Raw genomic sequence first — 20,252 nt, forward strand, 5'->3', positions numbered from 1 at the left:
GATGCGGTGAGCGCGAGGAGTGAGCCGGGGTTGCGAGCCCCGCAGTCGGGAACGAAAGGCGACGCGGTGACCGCGAGCACGACAGGTCACGCCGACGGGGAGCGGTTGCGCGTCCGGATCGCGGCGGAGCTGGCGCGGGCCCGGTCCCGCACCACGCTGCTGACCGAGGTGGTCGACGACGCCGACCTGATGCGCCAGCACTCGCCGCTGATGTCGCCGCTGGTGTGGGACCTGGCGCACGTCGGCAACCAGGAGGAGCTCTGGCTGGTCCGCGACGTCGGGGGCCGCGAGCCGGTCCGGTGCGACATCGACGAGCTGTACGACGCGTTCAAGCAACCCCGCCGCGACCGGCCCGCGCTGCCCCTGCTGCCACCCGCGGAGGCACGCGCCTACCTGGGCACGGTCCGGGACAAGGTGCACGACCTGCTCGACGCGGTGACCTTCACCGAGCGGCCGCTGCTCGCCGACGGGTTCGCCTTCGGGATGATCGTCCAGCACGAGCAGCAGCACGACGAGACGATGCTCGCCACCCACCAGCTGCGCTCGGGGCCGGCGGTACTGCACGCCCCATCCCCGCCGGAGCCACCCGTCGGGGTCGCCGGGGAGGTGCTGGTGCCGGCCGGCCCGTTCACCATGGGCACCGACACCGACCCGTGGGCACTGGACAACGAGCGCCCCGCGCACCGCGTCGACCTGCCCGCGTACCTCATCGACGCCACCCCGGTCACCAACGGCCAGTACCAGGCCTTCATCGCCGACGGTGGCTACACCGACCCGCGCTGGTGGAGCCCCGCCGGCTGGGCGCACCGGCTTCAGCAGGAGCTCAGCGCGCCGATGCACTGGCGCCCCGACGGCGACGGCTGGTCGTACCAGCGGTTCGGCCGGTGGGACCGGGTCCGCGCCGACGAGCCGGTGGTGCACGTGTGCTGGTACGAGGCCGAGGCGTACGCGGCGTGGGCCGGCAAGCGGCTGCCGACCGAGGCGGAGTGGGAGAAGGCGGCCCGTTGGGACCCGGTGACCGGGCGGTCCCGCCGCTACCCGTGGGGCGACGACGACCCGACCGACGCCCACGCGAACCTCGGCCAACGCCACCTGCGGCCGGCGCCGGTGGGCGCGTATCCGGTCGGCGCCTCACCGCTGGGCGTGCACCAGCTCATCGGTGACGTCTGGGAGTGGACCTCGACGGCCTTCCGCGGGCATCCCGGCTTCACCGCATTCCCGTACCGCGAATACTCGGAGGTCTTCTTCGGCGACGACCACCGGGTGCTGCGCGGCGGCTCGTTCGGCACCGACCGGTCGGCCTGCCGGGGCACCTTCCGCAACTGGGACTATCCGGTCCGGCGGCAGATCTTCAGCGGCTTCCGCTGCGCCCGCGACGCGCGTCCGGACGAGTCGCACCGGTGATCCGCCGGGCCACAGGCGAGCCGGCCGGCGGGGTGCGCTGATGTGTCGCCACCTGGCCTACCTGGGGCCTCCGGTCGCCCTGGCCGAGTTGCTGTTCGATCCTCCGTACTCGCTGGTGCGGCAGTCCTGGGCGCCCCGCGACATGCGCGGCGGCGGCACGATCAACGCCGACGGGTTCGGCATCGGCTGGTACCCGGGCGACGGCGACCCGGTGCGCTACCGGCGGGCCCAGCCGATCTGGAGCGACCCGACCATCGCCCAGCTCGCGGCGGTGACCCGCGCCGGTGCGGTGCTCGCCGCGGTCCGCTCGGCCACCGTCGGGATGGCGGTGCTCGACGGCGCCGCCGCGCCGTTCGCCGAGGGGCGGTGGCTGTTCAGCCACAACGGGGTGGTGCGCGGCTGGCCGGACGCCGTGGTGCCGCTCGCCGCCGGCCTGCCGGTGCGCGACCTGCTCACTCTGGACGCCGCCACCGACTCGGCGCTGCTGTGGGCGCTGGTCCGGCAGCGGCTGCGCGCCGGCACAGATCCGGCGGAGGCGGTCGGGCGGACGGTGGCCGACGTCGCCGCGGCGGCGCCGGGGTCGCGGCTCAACCTGCTGCTCACCGACGGGCGCCGGGCGGTGGCCAGCGTGGCTGGGCACGCCCTGTCGGTACGCGCGGTGGCCGGCTCGGTGCTGCTCGCCTCCGAGCCGCATGACGAGGACCCCGGATGGCGGCCGGTGCCGGAGGGGCACCTGGTGACCGCCACTGCGAGCGAGGTGCGAGTGAGCCCACTGCCGACCCGGTGAGCCGCACCGGTGGGGCACGCGACGGTTGACCGAACAGAGAGGCGATGTGATGACGGCGGAACCGCTGGAGATCTACCTCGAGGAGCAGGACCTGGACCGTGGGCTGCGCCAGGACGTCCGGGCCGGGCTGAGCGCCGAGCCGAAGTGGCTGCCGCCGAAGTGGTTCTACGACGCCCGGGGCAGCGAGCTGTTCGAGGAGATCACCCGCTTGCCCGAGTACTACCCGACCCGGGCCGAGCGGGCTGTGCTGATCGAGCGGGCTCCCGACATCGCGGCGCTGACCGGGGCCAAGACCCTGATCGAGCTGGGCTCCGGCTCGTCGGAGAAGACCCGGCTGCTGCTGGACGCCTTCACCCGCCAGGGCGGGCTGGGCACCTTCGTCCCCCTCGACGTGTCGGTCAGCGCGCTGCGTGGGTCCACCGCCGAGATCGCCGCCGACTATCCGGGGCTGCGGGTCCGCGGCATCGTCGGGGACTTCACCCGGCAGTTGGACCGGCTGCCCACCGGCGGCCGGCGGTTGGTGGTGTTCCTCGGCGGCACCATCGGCAACCTCCTGCCGGCCGAGCGGGCCGAGTTCCTGGCCGCGATGCGCGCCGCGCTGGAGGTCGGCGACTGGCTGCTGCTCGGCACCGACCTGGTGAAGGATCCCTCGGTGACCGTGCCCGCGTACGACGACGCGGCCGGGGTGACGGCCGAGTTCAACCGGAACGTTCTGCACGTGATCAACCGGGAACTGGGCGCCGGCTTCGATCCGGACGCGTTCGAGCACGTCGCCCGCTGGGATCCGGACCACGAGTGGATCGAGATGCGGCTGCGGGCGACCCGGCGGATGCGGGTCCGGGTGCTGGACCTGACCGTGGAGTTTGCCGCGGGTGAGGAGCTGCGCACGGAGGTCTCGGCGAAGTTCCGCCCGGCGGGGGTGGCCGCCGAGCTGACCGCGGCCGGCTTTGTCGCGGCGGAGTTCTGGACTGACCCGGAGGGGCTCTTCGGGGTCACCCTGGCCCAGGCGCGGTGAGCCTGTTCACCCGCCCGGGCCGGCCTGGACGGTGATCGGCTAGGCTGATCGCGCGAAGGGGAGTAGCCCCCAATGTCGTGGTCGACATACTGGTGCGTTCCGCATCCGGCCACGCGGCCCCGGTCTCCGGGGCGGGCGAGACCTTCGACTCAGGCTGTTGCAGCCGGGTCGAGGGCGCCCCTGTACCTCCTCCCGGCATGATCGGGAAGGGTGTCATGGAAGGATTCTTCGCCGCGCTGGTCATCAGCTTCGGCGTCATCTTCGTCGCCGAGCTGGGGGACAAGTCCCAGTTGATGGCGCTGACCTTCGCCACGCGGTTCCGGCCGGTGCCGGTGCTGATCGGCATCACCGTCGCCACGGCGGTGGTGCACCTGGCGTCGGTCGCCATCGGCTCGGGTCTCGGCGCCGTGCTGCCCACCGAGTGGATCACCCTGGTGGCCGGCCTGGCGTTCCTCGCCTTCGGCGCGTGGACCCTGCGCGGGGACAGCCTGACCGACGAGGAGAAGCGCAAGGCCGAGAAGACCAGCAAGTCCGCGATCGTCGCGGTCTCGGTGGCGTTCTTCCTGGCCGAACTGGGCGACAAGACGATGCTCGCCACGATCACGCTGGCCACCAAGTACGGCTGGTTCGGCACCTGGCTCGGCTCGACGATCGGCATGGTGGCCGCGGACGCGCTGGCCATCCTGGTCGGCCGGATGCTCGGCCGCCGCCTGCCGGAGAAGGCCATCAAGTACGGCGCCGCGGTGCTCTTCGCCATCTGCGGCCTCTGGCTGATCCTGGAGGCGGTGAGCCAGCTGACCTGATTGCCGACTACCTGCCCCGGTGGCGGGTAACGGCCCGGGGTGGAGGCGGCGGAGCTACTGCGCCAGGGCGACGCGGTGCTGGTCGCCGTGGTGGAGGTCGCGGGCGCTCTGGTGATCTTCGTCGGCGCGGTGTGGGCGGCGGTGCGGTTCGTGGTCGAGGGGCTGCGACGCCGTACCGCCGCTGTCTTCACCCCGATCCGGCTCTCTCTGGGCCGGTTTCTCACTCTCGGCCTGGAGTTTCAGCTGGCGGCCGACGTGTTGCGCACCGCGGTGTCCCCGTCGTTCACCCAGATCGGCCAGCTCGCCGCGATCGCCACGATCCGGACGGCGCTGAACTACTTCCTGGGCCGGGAGATCCGTCAGGAGCAGCGGCAGGTGGCCGAGGGTGAGCGCCCGACATGATCAACGGGCTGGTCACCGTGGTGACCACGCTGGCTCTGGTCACCGGTGTGGTCACCGTGCTCAGCACCGGGGCCGGCCGAACCGCCATCCGGGTGGTGTTGGACCTGCTGACCGCGGCCGGTCTGCTCCGGCTCGTGGGGGAGCCGAGCTGGGCGGGCCTGGCCGGTTCGGCGGCGATCGTCGCCCTGCGTCTGATGCTCGGGGCGGCGCTGGCCGCCGCACCGCCGTGGTCGCGTCGACAATCCCGGCCGCCCTGCGCCGGGGACGACCACCACCTACCGTTGGCGGTACGAGGCGAAACCGGTGCGAGCGGAGGGACGACCACATGAGCAGGCACGACGAACCGAACGAGTACGGCTTCGCCGGCGGTGCCACCGCTCCGGAGCCGCAGCCCGGCGGGAAGCCCGACGAGCAGGACCTCGCCGAGGAGGTGGCGGTGCCCGGTGACGACCTCACCGAGCCGGCAGCCGAGGCGCTGTCCGAGGAGACCGAGGAGCGCAGGCCCGCCGAACGCGGTCGCTGACCGGACGGCGGGCCGGGCCCGACGGCCGACCGTCGGGGAGCGTTACGGTCAGCCGTCGGGCCGGTCAGCCGTCGCCGTTGCGTTGATAGACGTCGGGCACGCCGTCGCCGTCGGCATCCAGCTGCTCCCGCTCCGCCACCCGGCGGTACACACCGTTGCGGCGGACCAGCACGGTGGCGGCCAACCCGGCGGAGATCACCGACCCGGTCAGCACGGCCACCTTGACCCGGTCGTCGGCCGTGCTGCCGGCACCGAACGCCAGGTCGCCGATGAGCAGCGACACGGTGAACCCGACGCCGGCCAGCAGTGCGATCCCGAGCAGGTCGGGCCAGGTGATGTCCTCGTCCAGCTCGGCGCGGGTGAACCGGGCCAGCAGGTAGGTCGATCCGAAGATGCCGAGGCTCTTGCCGAGCACCAGGCCGGCGACGATGGCGATCACCACCGGGTCGGTCACCAGGGCGCCCAGGTCGGTGCCGCCCAGCGTGACCCCGGCGGCGAACAGCGCGAAGACCGGCACCGCGAAGCCGGCCGACACCGGCCGCCAGCGGTGCTCCAGGTGCGCGGCGAGCCCGCCGCCGGCCCCGTCGGCGCCCGGCCGGTCGCCGGTCGGGGCGTCGCCCGCGCGCCTGCGGGCGGCCAGCACCGGCACGGTGAAGCCGAGCAGTACGCCGGCCACCGTGGCGTGCACCCCGGAGGCGTGCACCAGGGCCCAGGCGGCGACCGCGAGGGGAATCAGAGCCCACCACCAGGTACGCCCGCGCTGCACCAGCAGGGCGAAGAGCCCGATCGGCGCCAGCGCGGCGAGCAGCGGGACGGGATGGAAATCGGCGGTGTAGAAGATCGCGATGATGGTGATCGCGAACAGGTCGTCGACCACGGCGAGGGTGAGCAGGAAGGCCCGTAGGCCCTGGGGCAGGTGCGAGCTGACCACCGCGAGCACGGCCAGCGCGAAGGCGATGTCGGTGGCGGTGGGGATCGCCCATCCGCGCAGCCCTTCACCGCCCGCCGTCAGGACGACCGCCACGTAGATCAGCGCGGGCAGCAGCATTCCGCCGAGCGCGGCCACCATCGGCAGCGCGGCGCGCCGCGGGTCGCGCAGTTCACCGGCGACGAACTCCCGCTTGAGCTCCAGGCCCACCACGAAGAAGAAGATGGCCAGCAGGCCGTCCGCGGCCCAGGTGGCCAGGTCCAGGTCGAGATGCCAGCGTGCGCCGCCGGGCCAGGGCACCCAGTCGCCCAGCCGCGCGTACGCGTCGTCCCAGGGGGAGTTCGCCCAGAGCAGCGCGATCACTGCACCGAGCAGCAGCAGGGCGCCGCCGACGGTCTCGGTGCGCAGCACGTCGGCGAGGTGCCGGGCCTCGGGCCAGGACGATCGCGAGAACAGCCGTGCCGGCCGGAACCGGTCGGACGGTGGGGTGCGGTTGCTCATCTGCGGCGTTCACCTCGGGGATGTCGGGACGGCATGAATCCACTCGCCGACCAGGCTTCCCGGCACACCGTTGTCGACCCTATCCGGGCTCGTCCGTGCCGGCGACCGCAGGGCGATCCGGATGCCGGCCGATCGGCTGTCGACTTTTCCCCGATGTCGCCGCTGCCGAATGGACGTTTCTCGGGTTGGTCATGCGGACGCACTTGTCACCCTTGAAAACACATAACTCCGGACATAAGCCGTATGAGCGGCTTTAATGGTTTCACGAGTTTAAGACGACCTTGGGGGTTTTCGTGAAGTTCTTTGGCGTAACCGGACCGGCACGGAGGCGCGCCTGATGGACCTGCTCCGCCAATTGCGCCACGTGCGTCGGCACTGGTGGATCCCGCTGGTCACGGTCATGGTGGCCCTGGGCGTCTCGGCGTTTCTGACCGTACGGGCCCAGCCCCGGTACGTCGCCTCGGTGACGTTCTTCGTCACCACCCCCAATCAGGGCGTCAGCGACGCCTATCAGGGTGGACTCTTCCTTCAGCAGCGTGTCAAGTCGTACGCCGACCTGCTCACCAGCGACCGGCTGGCGCAGAGCGTGGTGGCCGAGAACCCGGTCGGGCTCACCGCGGACGAGGTGCAGCGTCGGGTGAGCACCTCCACCGAGACCGGCACCGTCCTGCTGCGCGCGTCGGTCACCGACACCGATCAGACCCGCGCGTTGCGGGTGACGGAGACCCTCGCCGCGAAGTTCGTCGAGCTCGTGCAGAAGGTCGAGACCCCACCCGAGGGCAAGGCGCCAATCAAGATCGAAGTGGTCAGCGGTCCGCGGGTCAGCGCCAGCCCGGTCTCGCCACAGCCGGTACGGAACCTGACCCTCGGTGGGTTGATAGGTCTGGTGCTCGGCGTCGGCCTGGCGATCCTGCGCGGCGTGGCCGACATCCGGCTGCGTGACGCCGCCGGTCTGCAACGTGCCACCGGCAGCCCGCTGCTCGGCGAGATCCCGTTCGAGAGCGGCGCCCGCTCCGCTCCGCTGATCGTCGGCGACGCCGCGACGTCGGCGCGGGCCGAGGCGGTCCGCAAGCTGCGCACCAACCTGCGCTTCGTGGACGTGCACGAGCCGGCCCGGGTCATCGCCGTGACCAGCGCCCTGCAGGGCGAGGGTAAGACCACGCTCTCCTGCAACCTGGCCATCGCACTGGCCGAGGCGGGCTGGCGGGTGCTGCTGGTCGACGCGGACCTGCGCCGCCCCAAGGTCGACGAGTACCTGGGCCTGGACGCCGGGGTCGGCCTCACCGACGTGCTGGTCGGTGACGTCCAGGTCGGCGACGTGGTGCAGCGGTGGGGCGACAAGTCCCTGCTCGTGCTGCCCAGCGGCTCCGCGCCGCCGAACCCGAGCGAGCTGCTCGGCTCCAAGGCGATGGCGGACCTGCTGCTGGCGCTGCGCGAGTCAGCGGACATCGTGATCATCGACACCGCGCCGCTGCTCGCGGTGACCGACGGTGTGGTGGTGGCCGTGCAGGCCGACGGCGCGCTGCTGGTGACCCAGCAGGGGCGGACCTCCCGCACCCAGGTGGCCGCGGCGGCCCGCTCCCTGCACTCGGTCTCGGTCCGGTTGCTCGGCTGCGTGCTGAACATGGCCAAGGTGGCCAAGGCCGAGGCGTACCAGTACGAGGCCTACCGGGTGGTGGCCTCCACGGCCACGCCGTCGGTGTCGACCGACCGGGCAACGTCCGCCCGGCACAGCGAGAGCACCGGGGTCAACGGCGTCAGCGACCGCACCCAGGAACTCACCCGGTTGCCCCGATGAGCGCGGCGAGGGGTCGTAGCGATCGTTCGATCTCCTCGGCGCAGCGTCGGAAGTCGGCGGCGGTGCCGCCGATCGGGTCCCGTAGGTCGTCCGCGTCCGGGGCGGCGGGTTGCAGCCGCCCCCGGACGCGGGCGGCGGCGGCGATCGCGGCCCGCAGCGAGTCGTCTGCCGGCTCGGCCTGCGGATCGGCCGCCGCGGCCAGCCGGCCGAACTGGCGCAGGGTGAACGTCCGGTGCAGCGCGGCCGGCGCCAGCGCGGTGCAGACCGACCGCTGGCGCCGGGTCGCGGTCAGCACCAGCGTCGCGTCAGCCAGATACTCGGGGCGCAGCGCCCGGCTGCGGAACGCCGCCGGGTCCGTGCCGCCCTCGGCCGCGATCTCCGCGGCGTACGGGTGCATGGCCAGTCCGTCCATCGCGTCGGTGCCGGCACTGGCCACGGTGACCGGCCGGTCGGCCAGCAGCCGGCGGGCCAGGTACTCGGCCATCGGCGACCGGCACAGGTTGGCGTGGCAGACGAACAGCACGCGGTCGACCATCGGTGCCCCTTTCATCGGTGCGGACGCGGGCGGCCGCACCGCTGGCGCGGTGCGTCGACGCCGGTGGCCGCGCGGGGAGGGGTTGTCGGCATCGTACGCGGACCGGACACCCGCCGGTCGCGGTGCCGCGCCGGCCGGGTCGGATCCATGGCGGACGGCGGTGGCCCGATGAAGATCGGCATCCTGTCGTACCACTTTCCACCAGAGCCGGCGTTCATCCCCGGCAGCCTCGCCGAGGAGTTGGCCGCACGCGGGCATGAGGTTCGGGTGCTCACCGGCTTCCCGGACTACCCCGGCGGGCACGTCTACCCGGGCTGGCGTCAGCGCTGGCACCACGAGACGCACAGCGAACGGCTGTCCGTGCGCCGGGTGCCGCGGTACTCCGGTGGCGCCGGGTCGACCGGCGGCAGGATGGCCAGCTATCTCTCCTTCGCCGGCAGCGCGACGCTGATCGCGCGCCGGTTCCTCGGCGACGTGGACGCGCTCTACGTCTTTCAGCTGCCGGCCACGACATTCGCCGCAGCCGGGGTGCTCCGGCTGCTCGGGCGGGTGCCGGCGGTGCTGCACGTGCAGGACGTCTGGGCGCGCGACGGCGCCGACGAGGCGGGCGACGGGCGCTGGTCGGCACGGATGGGCGCCGCGATGGCCCGCATCTACCGGGCCGCCGCGCGGGTCGCCGTGGCCGCGCCGTCGATGCGGGACCTGGTGGTCGCCGCCGGCGCCGACCCGGCCCGGGTCCGGCTGGTGATGAACTGGACCGACGAGAGGATCTTCCACCCGGCGACGCCCGGTGCCGCGGCCCGCCAGCTGGTCGGCCGCGACGGTCGGTGCGTGGTGATGCACGCCGGCACCATCGGCGCCCGGCAGGGGCTGGAGACCGCGGTACGCGCCGCCGCGGCGCTGGACCGGACGATGGAGCTGGTCCTGGTCGGCTCGGGCGCCGACGAGCGGCGGGTGCGGGGGCTCGCCGCCGACCTGGGCGCCGAGAACGTCCGCTTCGTGGAGCGACGCTCCCCGGTGGACATGCCCGAGCTGTACGCCGCTGCCGACTACCAGCTCGTCATGCTGCGCGACCTGCCGGAGCTGCGGGGCATGGTGCCCGGCAAGCTGCAGGCCGCGCTCTCCTGCGCCGCGCCGGTGGTGGCCTCGGCCGGCGGGGACACCGCCGAGCTGGTGGAACGCGCCCGGGCCGGGTTGTCCTGCCCGCCGGAGGACTGGGCCGCGCTGGCCGACCGGTTCTGGTTGGCCGCCACGATCCCCCCGCCTGCGCGGGCGGAGATGGGCCGCCGGGGCCGGGAGACGTACCTGCGGGAGATGTCGTTGCCGGCCGGGGTGGACCGGATCGAGCGGCTGCTGCATGAGGCGGCCGGCCGGGTCACCGAGCGCGTCGACCCGCGAGGAAACCTCGCGTAAAGGGACGAGAAATGCCATAACGGTACGAGGTCCCTGGATACGTGCTAAGAACGTCAGGGATATCGGACCTTCTGTCCGATTCCACGAAACGGGAGTGTGGTGTGACGGAGGAGAGCGAACGACCGCGCCGGCGGCGAAGCCGGTCCAGGCGCCGCCGGCGGGCCCGACTGCGACGGGCCCTCCTCGGCGCCCTGGTGGTCGGCTCGTTGCTGCTCGCGACCGGCGGGTGGATCGGCTTCCGCGGCTGGCAGGCCCGGGCCCACCTGCTCAACGCCGCTGGCCTGGCCCGCGAGCTGAGCGCCCAGGTGGTCGGCGGAGACACCGATCGTGCCCTGCGGACCCTGGCCGCCCTTCAGGAGCAGTCCGGCGCGGCCCGGGCCGCGACCGCCGACCCTGGCTGGGCGCTCGGTCGGCGTACCCCGATCGCGGGTGACGACCTCGCCGCGGTCCGGCAGATCGCCGTCGCCATCGACGAACTGGCCCGGCAGGCGTTCCCGACCCTGCTCCGGATGGACCTGACCAGCCTGGTGCCGACCGAGGGTCGGCTGGATCTGGCCCGGCTCACCGGGGCCTCCGCCGAGCTGTCCCGGGTGGACGGCGCGGTGCAGCGCACCCGCCGCGACCTGGCCGCGGTGCCCGCCGACCAGCTGGTCAGCCAGATCCGTCGGGCGTTGACCGACCTGCGCGGCGAGATCGACCGGCTGGCCGGCCTCACCACGGCCGCCGACCAGGGCGCCCGACTGCTGCCGCCGCTCCTCGGCGCGAGCGGCCCGCGCCGGTACCTGCTGGTCTCGCAGAACCTGGCCGAGTTGCGCGCCACCGGCGGCATGTTCGGCGCGTACGCGATGATCGAGGCCGAGAAGGGCGAGGTCCGGATGGGCCGGCAGGGCAGCAGTGCCTCCCTCGGCCGGTTCACCCCCGCGCTGAAGCTGCCAGCCGAGATCAGGGCGGTCTGGACCGATCTGCCCGGCATCTATCCCGCCGACGTCAATCTGACCCCGCACTTCCCGACCGCCGCCGCGCTGTACCGGGAAATGTTCCGCCGCAAGACCGGCACCACGGTCGACGGCGTGCTCGCCGTCGACCCGGTGGTGCTGTCCTACCTGCTCAAGGCGACCGGCCCGGTCCTGGTGCCCGGCGGCGTCCCGCTGGCCAGCGAGAAGGTCGTGCAGACCCTGCTCAACGAGACCTACCAGCGGTTGGACCTCAAGGAGCAGGACGCGTTCTTCACGGCGTCCGCCGCTGCGGTGTTTGACGCCTTCTTCAAGAAGAATGTCAACCCGCGGGTGTTGTTGTCCGCATTTGACCGTGCTATCACCGAACGCCGGATATTGTTCTGGAGTGCCCGACCTGAGGAACAGCGGACATTCGGCGAGAGCCGGATGGCCGGGACGCTTCCGGAACAGGACACCGTGCCGACGGTCGGCGTGTTCCTCAACGACGGCAGCGGCGCGAAGCTCGGCTACTACCTGCGGCCGACGGCGAACCTGACGGTCGGCGAATGCCGGCCCGACGGCCGCCGTGAGCTCCGGCTGCGGGTGACCCTGCGCTCGACGGCGCCGAAGTCCGGACTCAGTGAGTCGGTCCTCGGCCTCGGCCTGGCGGGGGACCCGTACACCATCCGCACGCTGGTGTCGATCTTCAGTCCGGCGGGCGGAAGTGTGCTCGACGCGCGCCTCGACGGCACGGAGATCGCTCTGGGCAGCGGCACCGAACGACGCCGGCAGGTCGCCACGGCCAACGTCGAGGCGAGCCCCGGCGCCGAACGGGTCTTGGAGGTCACCGTGTTGACCGCGAAGACCGGCGTCGGACAGGCCGAGCTGTGGCTGACCCCCACCGCCAGCCCTTGGACCACCCAAGTTCATTCCGCACCAAGCTGTGACCAGTAGGAGGGAACCAATCATGCGGCTATCCCGCATCATCATGGCGCTCACGGTCGGCCTGGCCGTGGTGGCCGTGCCGACCGCGGCGGGGGCGGCACAGCCGCAGCCGCAGCCGTCGCCGACGATCACGGACACGCCACAGCCACCGCCGTACGTGCCAGCGCCCCCGTCGCTGACCGTCAACCGGCCGACGATCTTCCTCGGCGAGACGGTCGTGCTGACCGGTACCGGCTTCGGTCCGAACGAGACCGTCGACATCGTCGTGTCGGTCACGCCGCTGGCAGCCCCGGCTGCCGGTCAGGTGCCGGCCCGACGCAGCGACGGCAGCACCGTGGCAATGGCTCCGGTGGCGTACCAGGCGAGCGCGCCGCTGAGCTTCACGGCCCGCACGAACGCCCAGGGCCGTTTCACCAAGAGCTACCGGCCGTCGGTGACGGGTCTGCTGACCTTCACCGCCACCGGCCGGGAGTCCGGTCGGACCGCCAGCGCGGAGCTTCGCGTGCTGCACAAGAAGCAGCCGCTGCCCGTCACGGGTAGCAGCCTCGGCACGCCCATGAAGCTCGGCGGCGGCCTGGTCGGCGCCGGCGCGGTCATGCTGCTGCTGACTCTCGCGTGGCGTCGTCGCCAGCGCCTCGGTGGGGCCGCGCACTGATCCGCACCACCAACCGGGCAGGGCCCGGGTAGCACCTGAGGCTGGCGCCCGTCGGAGTTGTCCGACGGGCGCCAACCTGTCTGTGCCGTGAACGCCGGTGCGGCTTCCGGGGCGTGCGTTGCTGTGCAGTCTGACCCGGCCTGCCGTCGGTGCCGGGGTCCTTCTGGTGTGCCGGGTCCGGGGCCTGGCCTGCCCGTCGTGGCTGGGGTTGGTTTGCGTGTGCCGGGTTCGTGCGGGGTGGGGCCCGCCGTGCCCGGCTCCGGGCGGTCAGGCTTGATCCCTGCGCCGGGCACGGCGGGCCCCACCCCGTCGGTGGTCGCCGTCCGTCGTGCGATTCCGCCCGGGGACCGCCATCGGTTCCGATCCTCGCCACGTGTGGTGAGAGTTCCATTCCGGCGGGTGGTCGCCGTTCCTGCCGAGTCTCTGCGTGGGTTCCGGCAAGCACCGTTCCGGCGGCGAGCGTCGTCGGCACTGATTGCTGCGTCGGGTGCGGTGAGTCCCATCCCGTCGGTGGTCGCCGTCCGTCGTGATCCCTGCGCTGGGTCCGGCAAACCCATCCCCGGCGGTGATCCTCATCCGTGCCGTTCCTGCGCCCGGTGGGGTGAGTCCTATCCCGTCGGGGTTGTCGTTCGCGCTGATCCCTGCCGCTTGGGGGCGTCCCGCCGGCGGTCGCCGGCCGATTACTCCCGATATAGAGAGAAGACGGAGGATGTCGCTGATGCCTACCGGGCCGCTTCGCACAGAACCTGGGACGACGGTCGTCGAGGCGACCGAGCGGCGGCTTCCGCTCGATTACTACCTGCTCCTGACGAATCCGGGCGACCGTGGTCCGGCCGCCGGTGTGGACGGGATCGTCGTCGAGGAGTTCACTGCGGTGGACGTGGCTCATGCCGACCCTTGCCGGGGCGGTCGGTGGGGTGAGCGTTATACCTGTGAGTCATACATATGCCTCTGAGGTATATCGGTCATCGACCACTTCGCCTCCGGATCGCCCCTGCCCGGGGTGATCGACTCGGTATCGCGGATGTCGCGGTGTCCACGGCCACCGGATGCCGCGATATCGTCGATACCGAGTCGATCATCCCCTCAACCGGCCCCATCCGACGTCGGAACGCTCGGTGATCTCGTGCTGGGTGTCCGGTATCGGGGGTTTGTGGGTTGTGACCGGCTGCATCCGTGGGGTGGAATCGTGGCGGGCCGGGGGTCGTTACATACCCTGACGATCGCAGCACCACCGGCCGCCAGGTCCCGTCCCCGCGGGTTGGCAGCGGGGCCGTCCGGGGTTGGAATGCCCGCGAGGCCGTGGTCGTTGCAGAGTCCCTGACCGACCGCACCAGCACCCTCGAACGGGGTGCCTGTCGGATGGGCCAGTCCTGGAATGGGCCCGGCCCGGCGGTCGTTACACACAGTCCCGGCGCCACGAGCCCCCCGGCTTGTAGGCCGCCGACCTAAGACTTTCCCCTGTGTTGTTGAAAGCGCCGGACGAGGTGCTCGCACCCGCGTGCCGTTTCCCCTGTTGGCGGTGGGTGTCTACCCCCTTGAAGGAGCTGACCCCTGATGAACACGATCATTCGTAAGAGCGTGCTGTCGGTTGCTGGTCTCGCGTTCGCCGGTGGTGTCTTCGCCGGTCCGATCGCCGCCACCGCCGCCACCCCGGTCGAGGGCAAGCCGGTCGCAGTCGCCGTGCAGAAGGCGCAGGGTGCGCAGTCGCGCATCGACCTGAACGACGAGCAGACCGCGAATGTCAAGGCGATCATCGCCGCGACGAAGAAGGCCAGGCTGCCCGAGCGGGCCGCGGTCATCTCGATCGCCACCAGCCTGCAGGAGTCCAAGCTGGAGAACCTGGGTCACCTCGGCGACCGCAACGACCACGACTCGCTGGGCCTGTTCCAGCAGCGCCCCAGCTCGGGTTGGGGCACGCCGGAGCAGATCACCGACCCCGAATACTCCACCACCGCGTTCCTCAAGGGCCTCAAGCAGGTCGACGGGTGGCAGGACATGGCGTTGACCGACGCCGCGCAGACCGTGCAGGTCTCGGCCTACCCCGACGCCTACGCCCAGTGGGAACAGCAGGCCACCGACCTGGTCGCCCAGCACTGGAACAGCTGACCCAAGCAGCACCTGCGTGACACCGACCGCTGGCCGGCACCCCACCCCCGGGGCGCCGGCCAGCGGCATGTCCGCGTCTCGCCCCTGGTGGCGTACCCCTCGGGTTGTCAGTCCGGGGTGTGGTTGCGTGTGCGCAGGATGTCGATCAGCGCGGCGATCAGCGCGAGCGCGATGATCCCGGTCGCCAGCAGAAGTGAGTGTTCGAAGGCGGTGGTCCAGTTGCCCTGGTTGTCGGCGAGCGAGGAGAAGAACAGCGAGCCGACGGCGGCGATGCCGGCCGCGGCCCCGATCCGCTGACCGGTCTGGAGCATGCCGGCGCCGCTGCCCGCCTGAGGTACCGGCACCTGGGCGAGGGTGAGGGTCTGGTTGGGTGCGATCACCAAGCCGCTGCCGATGCCGGCGACGAGCAGGGGGCCGGCGGTCACCCAGGGCGCCGGGGCGTCCGGCGCGAGGCGCAGCGCGACCACTGTTCCGGCCAGGCCGATCACCACGCCGAGCAGGCCGATGGCGACCAGCGGCCTGCCGAAGCGGTTCACGATGCGTCCGCCCAGCGCCGACGCCGCGGCCGAACCGAGGGCGAACGGCGTGATGGCGAGGCCGGCGACGAGCGCGCTGTAGCCGAGGCCGTTCTGCAGGAAGAGGGTGAAGATGAAGAAGATCGCGGTGAAGCCACCGAAGTAGACCAGAGCGATGAGCGACCCCAGGATGTACGACTGGAAGCTGAACAGCCGCAGGTCGAACAACGGTTCCCGGTGCCGGGCGTACCACCGCTCCCAGAACCCGAAGGCGACCAGCACCGCCAGGCCGGCCGGGATGAGCGCCCACTTCCACGGGGTCTGCCACTGCTGCTCCTGGACGAGCGGCAGCAGGACCAGGACCACACCCACGCCGAGCAGCAGTACGCCGACCGGGTCGAGTCGGCGCCGGTCCGGCTGGCCCTCGGGTCGGCCCGGCAGCAGGCGCCAGCCGAGGATCGCCGCGAGGATGCCGACCGGCACGTTGACGAAGAAGACCCACCGCCACCCGTGCTCCTCGCCGCCGATCGCGATGAGCAGACCGCCGAGCAGCGGGCCGACCGCCGTGGAGATACCGATGGTGGCGCCGAGGACCCCGAACGGCCGGGCCCGTTCCGGCCCCTGGAACAGTTGCTGGATCAGCCCGATCACCTGGGGGTTGACCACGCCGGCGGCGGCGCCCTGGAGCAGGCGGGCGGCGACCAGCCACGCCGGGGAGGTGGCCAGACCGGCGAGCGCGCTGGTCACGGTGAACAGCGCGATGCCGAAAACAAACGCGTTGCGCCGGCCACGGGCATCACCGAAGCGGCCCGCCGGCACCAGCACCAGCCCGAAGGTGAGCGCGTACCCCGAGAGGACCCACTGCAGGTCGCTCGGGGAGGCGTGCAGCGCCCGGTCGATGGATGGCACGGCGACGTTGACGATGCTCACGTCGAGCAGCGTCATGAACGCGGCGACCAGCCCGACGCCGACGGCCTGCCAACGTCGCCGGTTCTCCGCCGCGTCGACCGGCTGCGGCGAGCGCGCCGCTGTCATCGTGCCCCCCGTTGACCGTCGATCATCACTCGTGACCGCTACCCCGGTCACCGGAGGGCGAATCGTCGAGGGCCGTACCGGGGGTCAGGTCACGCCATCTGGCGGGCGCAGAACCGTGGACCGAAGTCGAGGCCGGCCATCGGTGAATCCTCGCGGTGCAGCAGGCCCTTCTCGGTGAGCAGGTGCAGCGGCGCGTTCAACTGCTCCGCGGCCAGCCCGGACTCTTCGGCGATCATGTCCGGGTACGGCACCTGACCGCGCGCCTCGAGTGCGGTGACCGCCTGGTACACCCGTTGCTCGACCTCAGACAGTTGCATTTGCTGCATGACATCCTCCTTCGCTCGTCCGCCTCTACGCAGACGGTTGCGTTGCGCCGGTTACCCCCTGCGTGACCGAAGATGCCCACCCGATCGGGCGGTCCGGGTGGCCTGCGGGCTGCCCGGCGGCCAGGCTGGCTGGCGGGCGGTGCCCTAGGCTGCACCCGTGATCGTCTGGGATCTCGTCGTCGTCGGCGCCGGCCCCGCCGGACTCTCCGCGGCACATGCCGCCGCCCGCGCCGGCGTCCGCACCCTGGTTGTCGAGCGGGCCGAGCACCCCCGTTACAAGACCTGCGGCGGTGGCCTGATCGGCACCTCACTGGCCGCCGTGCGGGACCGGATCGAGGTGCCCGCGCACGACCGGGTGACCCGGGTGACGTTCACCCGCGACGGCCGTCGTGAGTTCACCCGCCGGCACGACAGTCCGGTGGTGACCATGGTGCGCCGCGAGGAGTTCGACGACCGGCTGCGCGCGGCGGCGGTCGCCGCCGGCGCGCAGGTGCGGCAGCGGGTACCGGTCCGCGCCATCGAACAGGACCCCGAGGTGGTACGCCTGCGGCTGGCCGACGGTACGTCGCTCGCGGCCCGCGCGGTGATCGGCGCGGACGGCTCCTCGGGGGTGACCGCCCGGCACGTGGGGGTCCGTTACCGGCAGGTGGACCTGGGGCTGGAGCTGGAGGTGCCGGTGCCGCCCGCGGAGCAGGAGCGTTGGCGCGGACGGCTGCTGCTGGACTGGGGCGCGATGCCGGGCTCGTACGCGTGGGTCTTTCCCAAGGGCGATCGTCTGACCGTCGGCGTGATCGCGGGCCGGGGTGCGGGGGAGGGGACGCGGGACTACCTGCGGCGGTTCGTCGACCGGTTGGGGCTGAACGGACTGCCGACGGAGCACGACTCAGGTCACCTGACCCGCTGCCGTGCCGAGGATTCGCCGTTGCGGCACGGCCGGGTGCTGGTCGTGGGGGACGCGGCCGGGCTGCTGGAGCCCTGGAGCCGGGAGGGCATCAGCTTCGCGCTGCGCTCCGGCGAGCTGGCTGGGGCGGCGGTCGCCGACGGCGAGTTGGTCGGGTACGAGCGGGCGGTGGCCGAGCGCCTGGTGCCGTCGATGCGGGCGGGGTACCGCCTGCTCGAGCTGTTCACCCGCCGCCCGGAGGCGTTCCACGCACTGTTGGCGACCCCGCCGGGTTGGCGGATGTTCGTTCAGTTCTGTCAGGGCCGGGCGAGCTTCGACGAGATGCTGGCGCGCCGGTCGATCCGGGCGGGGCTCGCGGTGCTGGATCGGCTACCTGTCCCTCGTCGGCGGCCTGCTTCGGCGCCAGCTCGCCCCTGACCGCCCGGGTTCCCTATTCACCCAGGATCCTAGGATGCCTTACGGGTGGTGACGGCCGTATCCGAGCATCAGGCACATCACACCGACCGGACCGCTGGTGCGGGACGGCCCGGTCGCCACACAATGGCGGGAGAGCTGGGGGTGCGCGATGGCCGAGCAGCCGTTCACCGATGATGAGTACGCGTTCCTGCGCCACGTCCGGTTCGGGGAGCTGCCGCCCGCCGTCCACCCCGAGGAGCGGGTCGAGCTGACCGAGACCGATCCGGGGCGTGACCGCCCGGAGAGGGCCGAGGACCCGGTCCGTTGGAACGTGCAGGGCTGAGAACGCGGAACGGGCCGCAGGTGTCGCCACCCACGGCCCGTTCGCGGTACGTACCGGTTCGCCCGACCGGCACGCCTCGGTCAGAAGACCGGTACGCCCTCGCGCACCAGCCGCCAGTTGGGCTGGAAGAAGTCGGCCGGGTCGATCGTCCCCTTGGCCTGCGCCCAGTCGATGAGCAGCTGGCGGATCTCCTGCTGCGCGTTGTAGACCTGGGTCTTCACGATGCCGGGGAAGTTGCCGCCGCCGCTGCGCCGGTAGTTGTTCACCGCCACCACGAACTGCGCGTTGTCCGCCACCGGGGTGTCGGTGCCGGGCTGCACCAGCCGCGTGATCCGCTGGCCGACCGGCTTGGAAATGTCGATGTCGTAGTCCAGGCCGGAGAAGACGTCGTAGTTGTAGTCCGGCACCGCCGGGTCGCTCATCTGCTCCGGGTCGACCGGCGCACCCGGCGCGAGAGTCCGGAAGTACTTCGCCGAGTACTCCAGGTACGCACGTACCTCGGCTCCGCTGAGCACGACCGCCTCGAGCGTGTTGTCGAAGACGTACAGCCCGGCCACGTCACGGATCTTGACGTCGCCGGCGGGGAAGACCGCCGTCCGGCTGAACGGCGCCGCGATTGACAGCACCGGCAGGTCCGCGTACGCGGTGCCGGTCAGCGCCGTGCCGACGACCTCGGTCTGCACGTGGTTGATGAAGTCCAGGATCGGGGTGTCCTTGTACCGCGACTCCGCGGCGGACAACTCCACCGTGGACTGCGCGACCACCTGGTTGACGTACGCCACCGTCTTCTGGTGCTGGGCCCGTACGACGGCGAGCACCTTCGGGTCCTCCACCACCGTGTTGGTGTTCAGCATGCTGGCCCGCTTGGTGGTGATCTTCCAGCGGCCGTGCTGCCGGGCGAGGGTGAAGTCCATCCGGGTGAGCCGCTGGCCCCACTTCGACGGCTCCGAGAGCAGCACCTGCGCGCCGGTCCGCTCGTTGGTGACGAACCGTTCGATCACCTCGTTGTGTGCGTGGCCGAAGAGGATCGCGTCGATCCCCGGCACCTGCTGGGCGATCAGCGCCACCGGGTTCTCGTTGGGCAGCTCCGGCCCGTAGCTGGAGGTGCCGCTGTCGCCGCCGTGCGCGGAGATCAGCACGAGGTCGGCGCCGCGGGCCCGCATGATCGGCACCCACTTCGCAGCGGTCGCGACCATGTCGTCGAAGCGCAGCTTGCCCTCGACGTTGCCCTTGTCCCAGATCGCCACGCCCGGGTTGGTCAGGCCAAGGATGCCGACCCGCAGGGTCGGCGCGGCGAAGCCGAGGGAGACCTTCTTGATGACGTACGGCAGGAAGGCCGGCTTGCCGGTCTTCGCGTTGACCGCGTTAGCGGCGAGCGCCGGGAAGCCGAGCTGGCGGATCCACAGGTCCAACAGCGGCAGGCCGTAGTTGAACTCGTGGTTGCCCAGCGTCACCGCGTCGTAGTCGATGACGTTCATCGCGCGGGCCATCGGGTGCTTCTCCCCGGTGGCGGTGATCGGCTCCTGCTTGGCGTAGTACGTGGCCAGCGGCGTGCCCTGGATGGTGTCGCCGGCGTCGAGCACCAGCGTCGCCTTGCCGCGCCGCTCGGCGCGGATCTGGTTGATCAGGGTGGCCAACTTCGCGACGCCGATGTCGTTCTGCTTGCTGTCGTCGTACTCGGCGTCCCGGTAGTAGTCCCAGTTGTAGACGTTGCCGTGGGTGTCCGACGTGCCCAGGAGGGTGAGGTCCCAGGTGCGTGACCGGGCCGCGCCGGCCGCCTGCGCGGGGGCGGCGGCGATCAGCGGGGCGGTCGCCGCCGCGGCCGCGGCGGCGAGCACCTGGCGACGCGACGGGCCGGAGGGAGAGGTCATGACGTGCCTTTCCATCGGGTGGACGCGCCTCGTGGGCGCCTCGCGCACCATAACCAGCATCGGTCACTCCCGCCACGCCAGCCCCGACGTCCCGTGGACTCCGCCGCATCGG

General features: G+C 71.9%; 19 protein-coding genes. 14 read left to right on the forward strand and 5 right to left on the reverse strand.

All coding sequences use genetic code 11. From position 1 onward, the window contains the following. Positions 1 to 66 precede the first annotated feature (66 nt). From egtB to KBX63_RS04200, 7 genes are all read left to right on the forward strand, one after another. Positions 67 to 1,404 (forward strand): ergothioneine biosynthesis protein EgtB, encoded by a 1,338-nt coding sequence (gene egtB / locus KBX63_RS04170; RefSeq protein WP_210908355.1) that lies wholly within the window; start codon positions 67 to 69, stop codon positions 1,402 to 1,404. A 40-nt stretch (positions 1,405 to 1,444) separates the two neighbouring features. After that, entirely contained in the window at positions 1,445 to 2,191 is a 747-nt protein-coding gene (gene egtC, locus KBX63_RS04175; protein ID WP_210908356.1) for an ergothioneine biosynthesis protein EgtC, read from the forward strand. A 49-nt stretch (positions 2,192 to 2,240) separates the two neighbouring features. Continuing rightward, positions 2,241 to 3,206 carry an L-histidine N(alpha)-methyltransferase gene (gene egtD / locus KBX63_RS04180; protein WP_210908357.1) on the forward strand — a complete coding sequence of 322 codons (966 nt, stop codon included), beginning with the start codon at positions 2,241 to 2,243 and terminating at the stop codon, positions 3,204 to 3,206. Positions 3,207 to 3,421: 215 nt separating this feature from the next. Next, positions 3,422 to 4,009 (forward strand): TMEM165/GDT1 family protein, encoded by a 588-nt coding sequence (locus KBX63_RS04185; protein WP_210908577.1) that lies wholly within the window; start codon positions 3,422 to 3,424, stop codon positions 4,007 to 4,009. Between the two features lie 39 nt (positions 4,010 to 4,048). Next, a complete protein-coding gene (locus KBX63_RS04190; protein ID WP_210908358.1) occupies positions 4,049 to 4,411 on the forward strand; it encodes a DUF1622 domain-containing protein in 363 nt (120 codons plus the stop codon). Then, entirely contained in the window at positions 4,408 to 4,740 is a 333-nt protein-coding gene (locus tag KBX63_RS04195; protein ID WP_210908360.1) for a hypothetical protein, read from the forward strand. The genes KBX63_RS04190 and KBX63_RS04195 overlap by 4 nt, the downstream gene beginning before the upstream one ends. Beyond that, positions 4,737 to 4,934: a hypothetical protein gene (locus tag KBX63_RS04200; protein ID WP_210908361.1), complete on the forward strand. Its 198-nt coding sequence runs from the start codon at positions 4,737 to 4,739 to the stop codon at positions 4,932 to 4,934. Before KBX63_RS04195 ends, KBX63_RS04200 begins: the two co-directional genes overlap by 4 nt. A 64-nt stretch (positions 4,935 to 4,998) precedes the next feature. On the opposite strand, the gene nhaA is transcribed toward KBX63_RS04200, so the two are convergent. Continuing rightward, positions 4,999 to 6,363, reverse strand: a complete 1,365-nt coding sequence (gene nhaA / locus KBX63_RS04205; RefSeq protein ID WP_210908362.1) for a Na+/H+ antiporter NhaA — start codon at positions 6,361 to 6,363, stop codon at positions 4,999 to 5,001. A 337-nt stretch (positions 6,364 to 6,700) separates the two neighbouring features. Between nhaA and KBX63_RS04210 the strand changes: the two genes are divergently transcribed. Then, on the forward strand, positions 6,701 to 8,161 hold the full coding sequence (locus KBX63_RS04210) for a polysaccharide biosynthesis tyrosine autokinase (RefSeq protein ID WP_210908368.1): 1,461 nt from the start codon (positions 6,701 to 6,703) through the stop codon (positions 8,159 to 8,161). Here KBX63_RS04210 and KBX63_RS04215 read toward each other — a convergent pair. Beyond that, on the reverse strand, positions 8,142 to 8,696 hold the full coding sequence (locus KBX63_RS04215) for a low molecular weight phosphatase family protein (protein WP_210908370.1): 555 nt from the start codon (positions 8,694 to 8,696) through the stop codon (positions 8,142 to 8,144). The two genes, KBX63_RS04210 and KBX63_RS04215, sit on opposite strands and share 20 nt — an antisense overlap. A 168-nt stretch (positions 8,697 to 8,864) precedes the next feature. Here KBX63_RS04215 and KBX63_RS04220 point away from each other — a divergent pair, with 168 nt between their 5' ends. From KBX63_RS04220 to KBX63_RS04235, 4 genes are all read left to right on the forward strand, one after another. Next, positions 8,865 to 10,109: a glycosyltransferase family 4 protein gene (locus KBX63_RS04220; protein WP_210908371.1), complete on the forward strand. Its 1,245-nt coding sequence runs from the start codon at positions 8,865 to 8,867 to the stop codon at positions 10,107 to 10,109. 101 nt (positions 10,110 to 10,210) lie between these two features. Beyond that, positions 10,211 to 11,998: a DUF4012 domain-containing protein gene (locus tag KBX63_RS04225; RefSeq protein ID WP_210908373.1), complete on the forward strand. Its 1,788-nt coding sequence runs from the start codon at positions 10,211 to 10,213 to the stop codon at positions 11,996 to 11,998. Positions 11,999 to 12,011: 13 nt separating this feature from the next. Beyond that, entirely contained in the window at positions 12,012 to 12,644 is a 633-nt protein-coding gene (locus tag KBX63_RS04230) for a hypothetical protein (protein ID WP_210908375.1), read from the forward strand. 1,557 nt (positions 12,645 to 14,201) lie between these two features. Next, positions 14,202 to 14,753: a hypothetical protein gene (locus KBX63_RS04235; protein ID WP_210908376.1), complete on the forward strand. Its 552-nt coding sequence runs from the start codon at positions 14,202 to 14,204 to the stop codon at positions 14,751 to 14,753. A 107-nt stretch (positions 14,754 to 14,860) separates the two neighbouring features. Here the strand turns inward: KBX63_RS04235 and KBX63_RS04240 are convergent, their stop codons facing one another. Then, entirely contained in the window at positions 14,861 to 16,303 is a 1,443-nt protein-coding gene (locus KBX63_RS04240) for an MFS transporter (RefSeq protein WP_210908378.1), read from the reverse strand. An 89-nt stretch (positions 16,304 to 16,392) separates the two neighbouring features. After that, positions 16,393 to 16,629 (reverse strand): hypothetical protein, encoded by a 237-nt coding sequence (locus KBX63_RS04245; protein WP_210908379.1) that lies wholly within the window; start codon positions 16,627 to 16,629, stop codon positions 16,393 to 16,395. Between the two features lie 157 nt (positions 16,630 to 16,786). Here KBX63_RS04245 and KBX63_RS04250 point away from each other — a divergent pair, with 157 nt between their 5' ends. Both KBX63_RS04250 and KBX63_RS04255 read left to right on the forward strand, forming a co-directional pair. Further along, a complete protein-coding gene (locus tag KBX63_RS04250; protein WP_210908381.1) occupies positions 16,787 to 17,947 on the forward strand; it encodes a geranylgeranyl reductase family protein in 1,161 nt (386 codons plus the stop codon). 148 nt (positions 17,948 to 18,095) lie between these two features. Next, positions 18,096 to 18,269, forward strand: a complete 174-nt coding sequence (locus KBX63_RS04255) for a hypothetical protein (protein ID WP_210908382.1) — start codon at positions 18,096 to 18,098, stop codon at positions 18,267 to 18,269. 80 nt (positions 18,270 to 18,349) lie between these two features. Here the strand turns inward: KBX63_RS04255 and KBX63_RS04260 are convergent, their stop codons facing one another. Continuing rightward, the gene (locus KBX63_RS04260; RefSeq protein ID WP_210908383.1) at positions 18,350 to 20,140 is read right to left on the reverse strand and encodes a bifunctional UDP-sugar hydrolase/5'-nucleotidase; all 1,791 of its coding nucleotides are present in this window, start codon (positions 20,138 to 20,140) and stop codon (positions 18,350 to 18,352) included. Positions 20,141 to 20,252 lie beyond the last annotated feature (112 nt).

This window comes from Micromonospora sp. U21 (genome assembly GCF_018070045.1).
Classification (GTDB): domain Bacteria; phylum Actinomycetota; class Actinomycetes; order Mycobacteriales; family Micromonosporaceae; genus Micromonospora.

Excerpts from the sequence above, each read along its gene's own strand:
- egtC (WP_210908356.1), top strand. The coding sequence starts at position 1,445 with ATGTGTCGCCACCTGGCCTACCTGGGGCCTCCGGTCGCCCTGGCCGAG.
- egtD (WP_210908357.1), top strand. The coding sequence starts at position 2,241 with ATGACGGCGGAACCGCTGGAGATCTACCTCGAGGAGCAGGACCTGGAC.
- KBX63_RS04185 (WP_210908577.1), top strand. The coding sequence starts at position 3,422 with ATGGAAGGATTCTTCGCCGCGCTGGTCATCAGCTTCGGCGTCATCTTC.
- KBX63_RS04195 (WP_210908360.1), top strand. The coding sequence starts at position 4,408 with ATGATCAACGGGCTGGTCACCGTGGTGACCACGCTGGCTCTGGTCACC.
- KBX63_RS04200 (WP_210908361.1), top strand. The coding sequence starts at position 4,737 with ATGAGCAGGCACGACGAACCGAACGAGTACGGCTTCGCCGGCGGTGCC.
- nhaA (WP_210908362.1), bottom strand. The coding sequence starts at position 6,363 with ATGAGCAACCGCACCCCACCGTCCGACCGGTTCCGGCCGGCACGGCTG.
- KBX63_RS04210 (WP_210908368.1), top strand. The coding sequence starts at position 6,701 with ATGGACCTGCTCCGCCAATTGCGCCACGTGCGTCGGCACTGGTGGATC.
- KBX63_RS04215 (WP_210908370.1), bottom strand. The coding sequence starts at position 8,696 with ATGGTCGACCGCGTGCTGTTCGTCTGCCACGCCAACCTGTGCCGGTCG.
- KBX63_RS04220 (WP_210908371.1), top strand. The coding sequence starts at position 8,865 with ATGAAGATCGGCATCCTGTCGTACCACTTTCCACCAGAGCCGGCGTTC.
- KBX63_RS04230 (WP_210908375.1), top strand. The coding sequence starts at position 12,012 with ATGCGGCTATCCCGCATCATCATGGCGCTCACGGTCGGCCTGGCCGTG.
- KBX63_RS04235 (WP_210908376.1), top strand. The coding sequence starts at position 14,202 with ATGAACACGATCATTCGTAAGAGCGTGCTGTCGGTTGCTGGTCTCGCG.
- KBX63_RS04240 (WP_210908378.1), bottom strand. The coding sequence starts at position 16,303 with ATGACAGCGGCGCGCTCGCCGCAGCCGGTCGACGCGGCGGAGAACCGG.
- KBX63_RS04245 (WP_210908379.1), bottom strand. The coding sequence starts at position 16,629 with ATGCAGCAAATGCAACTGTCTGAGGTCGAGCAACGGGTGTACCAGGCG.
- KBX63_RS04255 (WP_210908382.1), top strand. The coding sequence starts at position 18,096 with ATGGCCGAGCAGCCGTTCACCGATGATGAGTACGCGTTCCTGCGCCAC.
- KBX63_RS04260 (WP_210908383.1), bottom strand. The coding sequence starts at position 20,140 with ATGACCTCTCCCTCCGGCCCGTCGCGTCGCCAGGTGCTCGCCGCCGCG.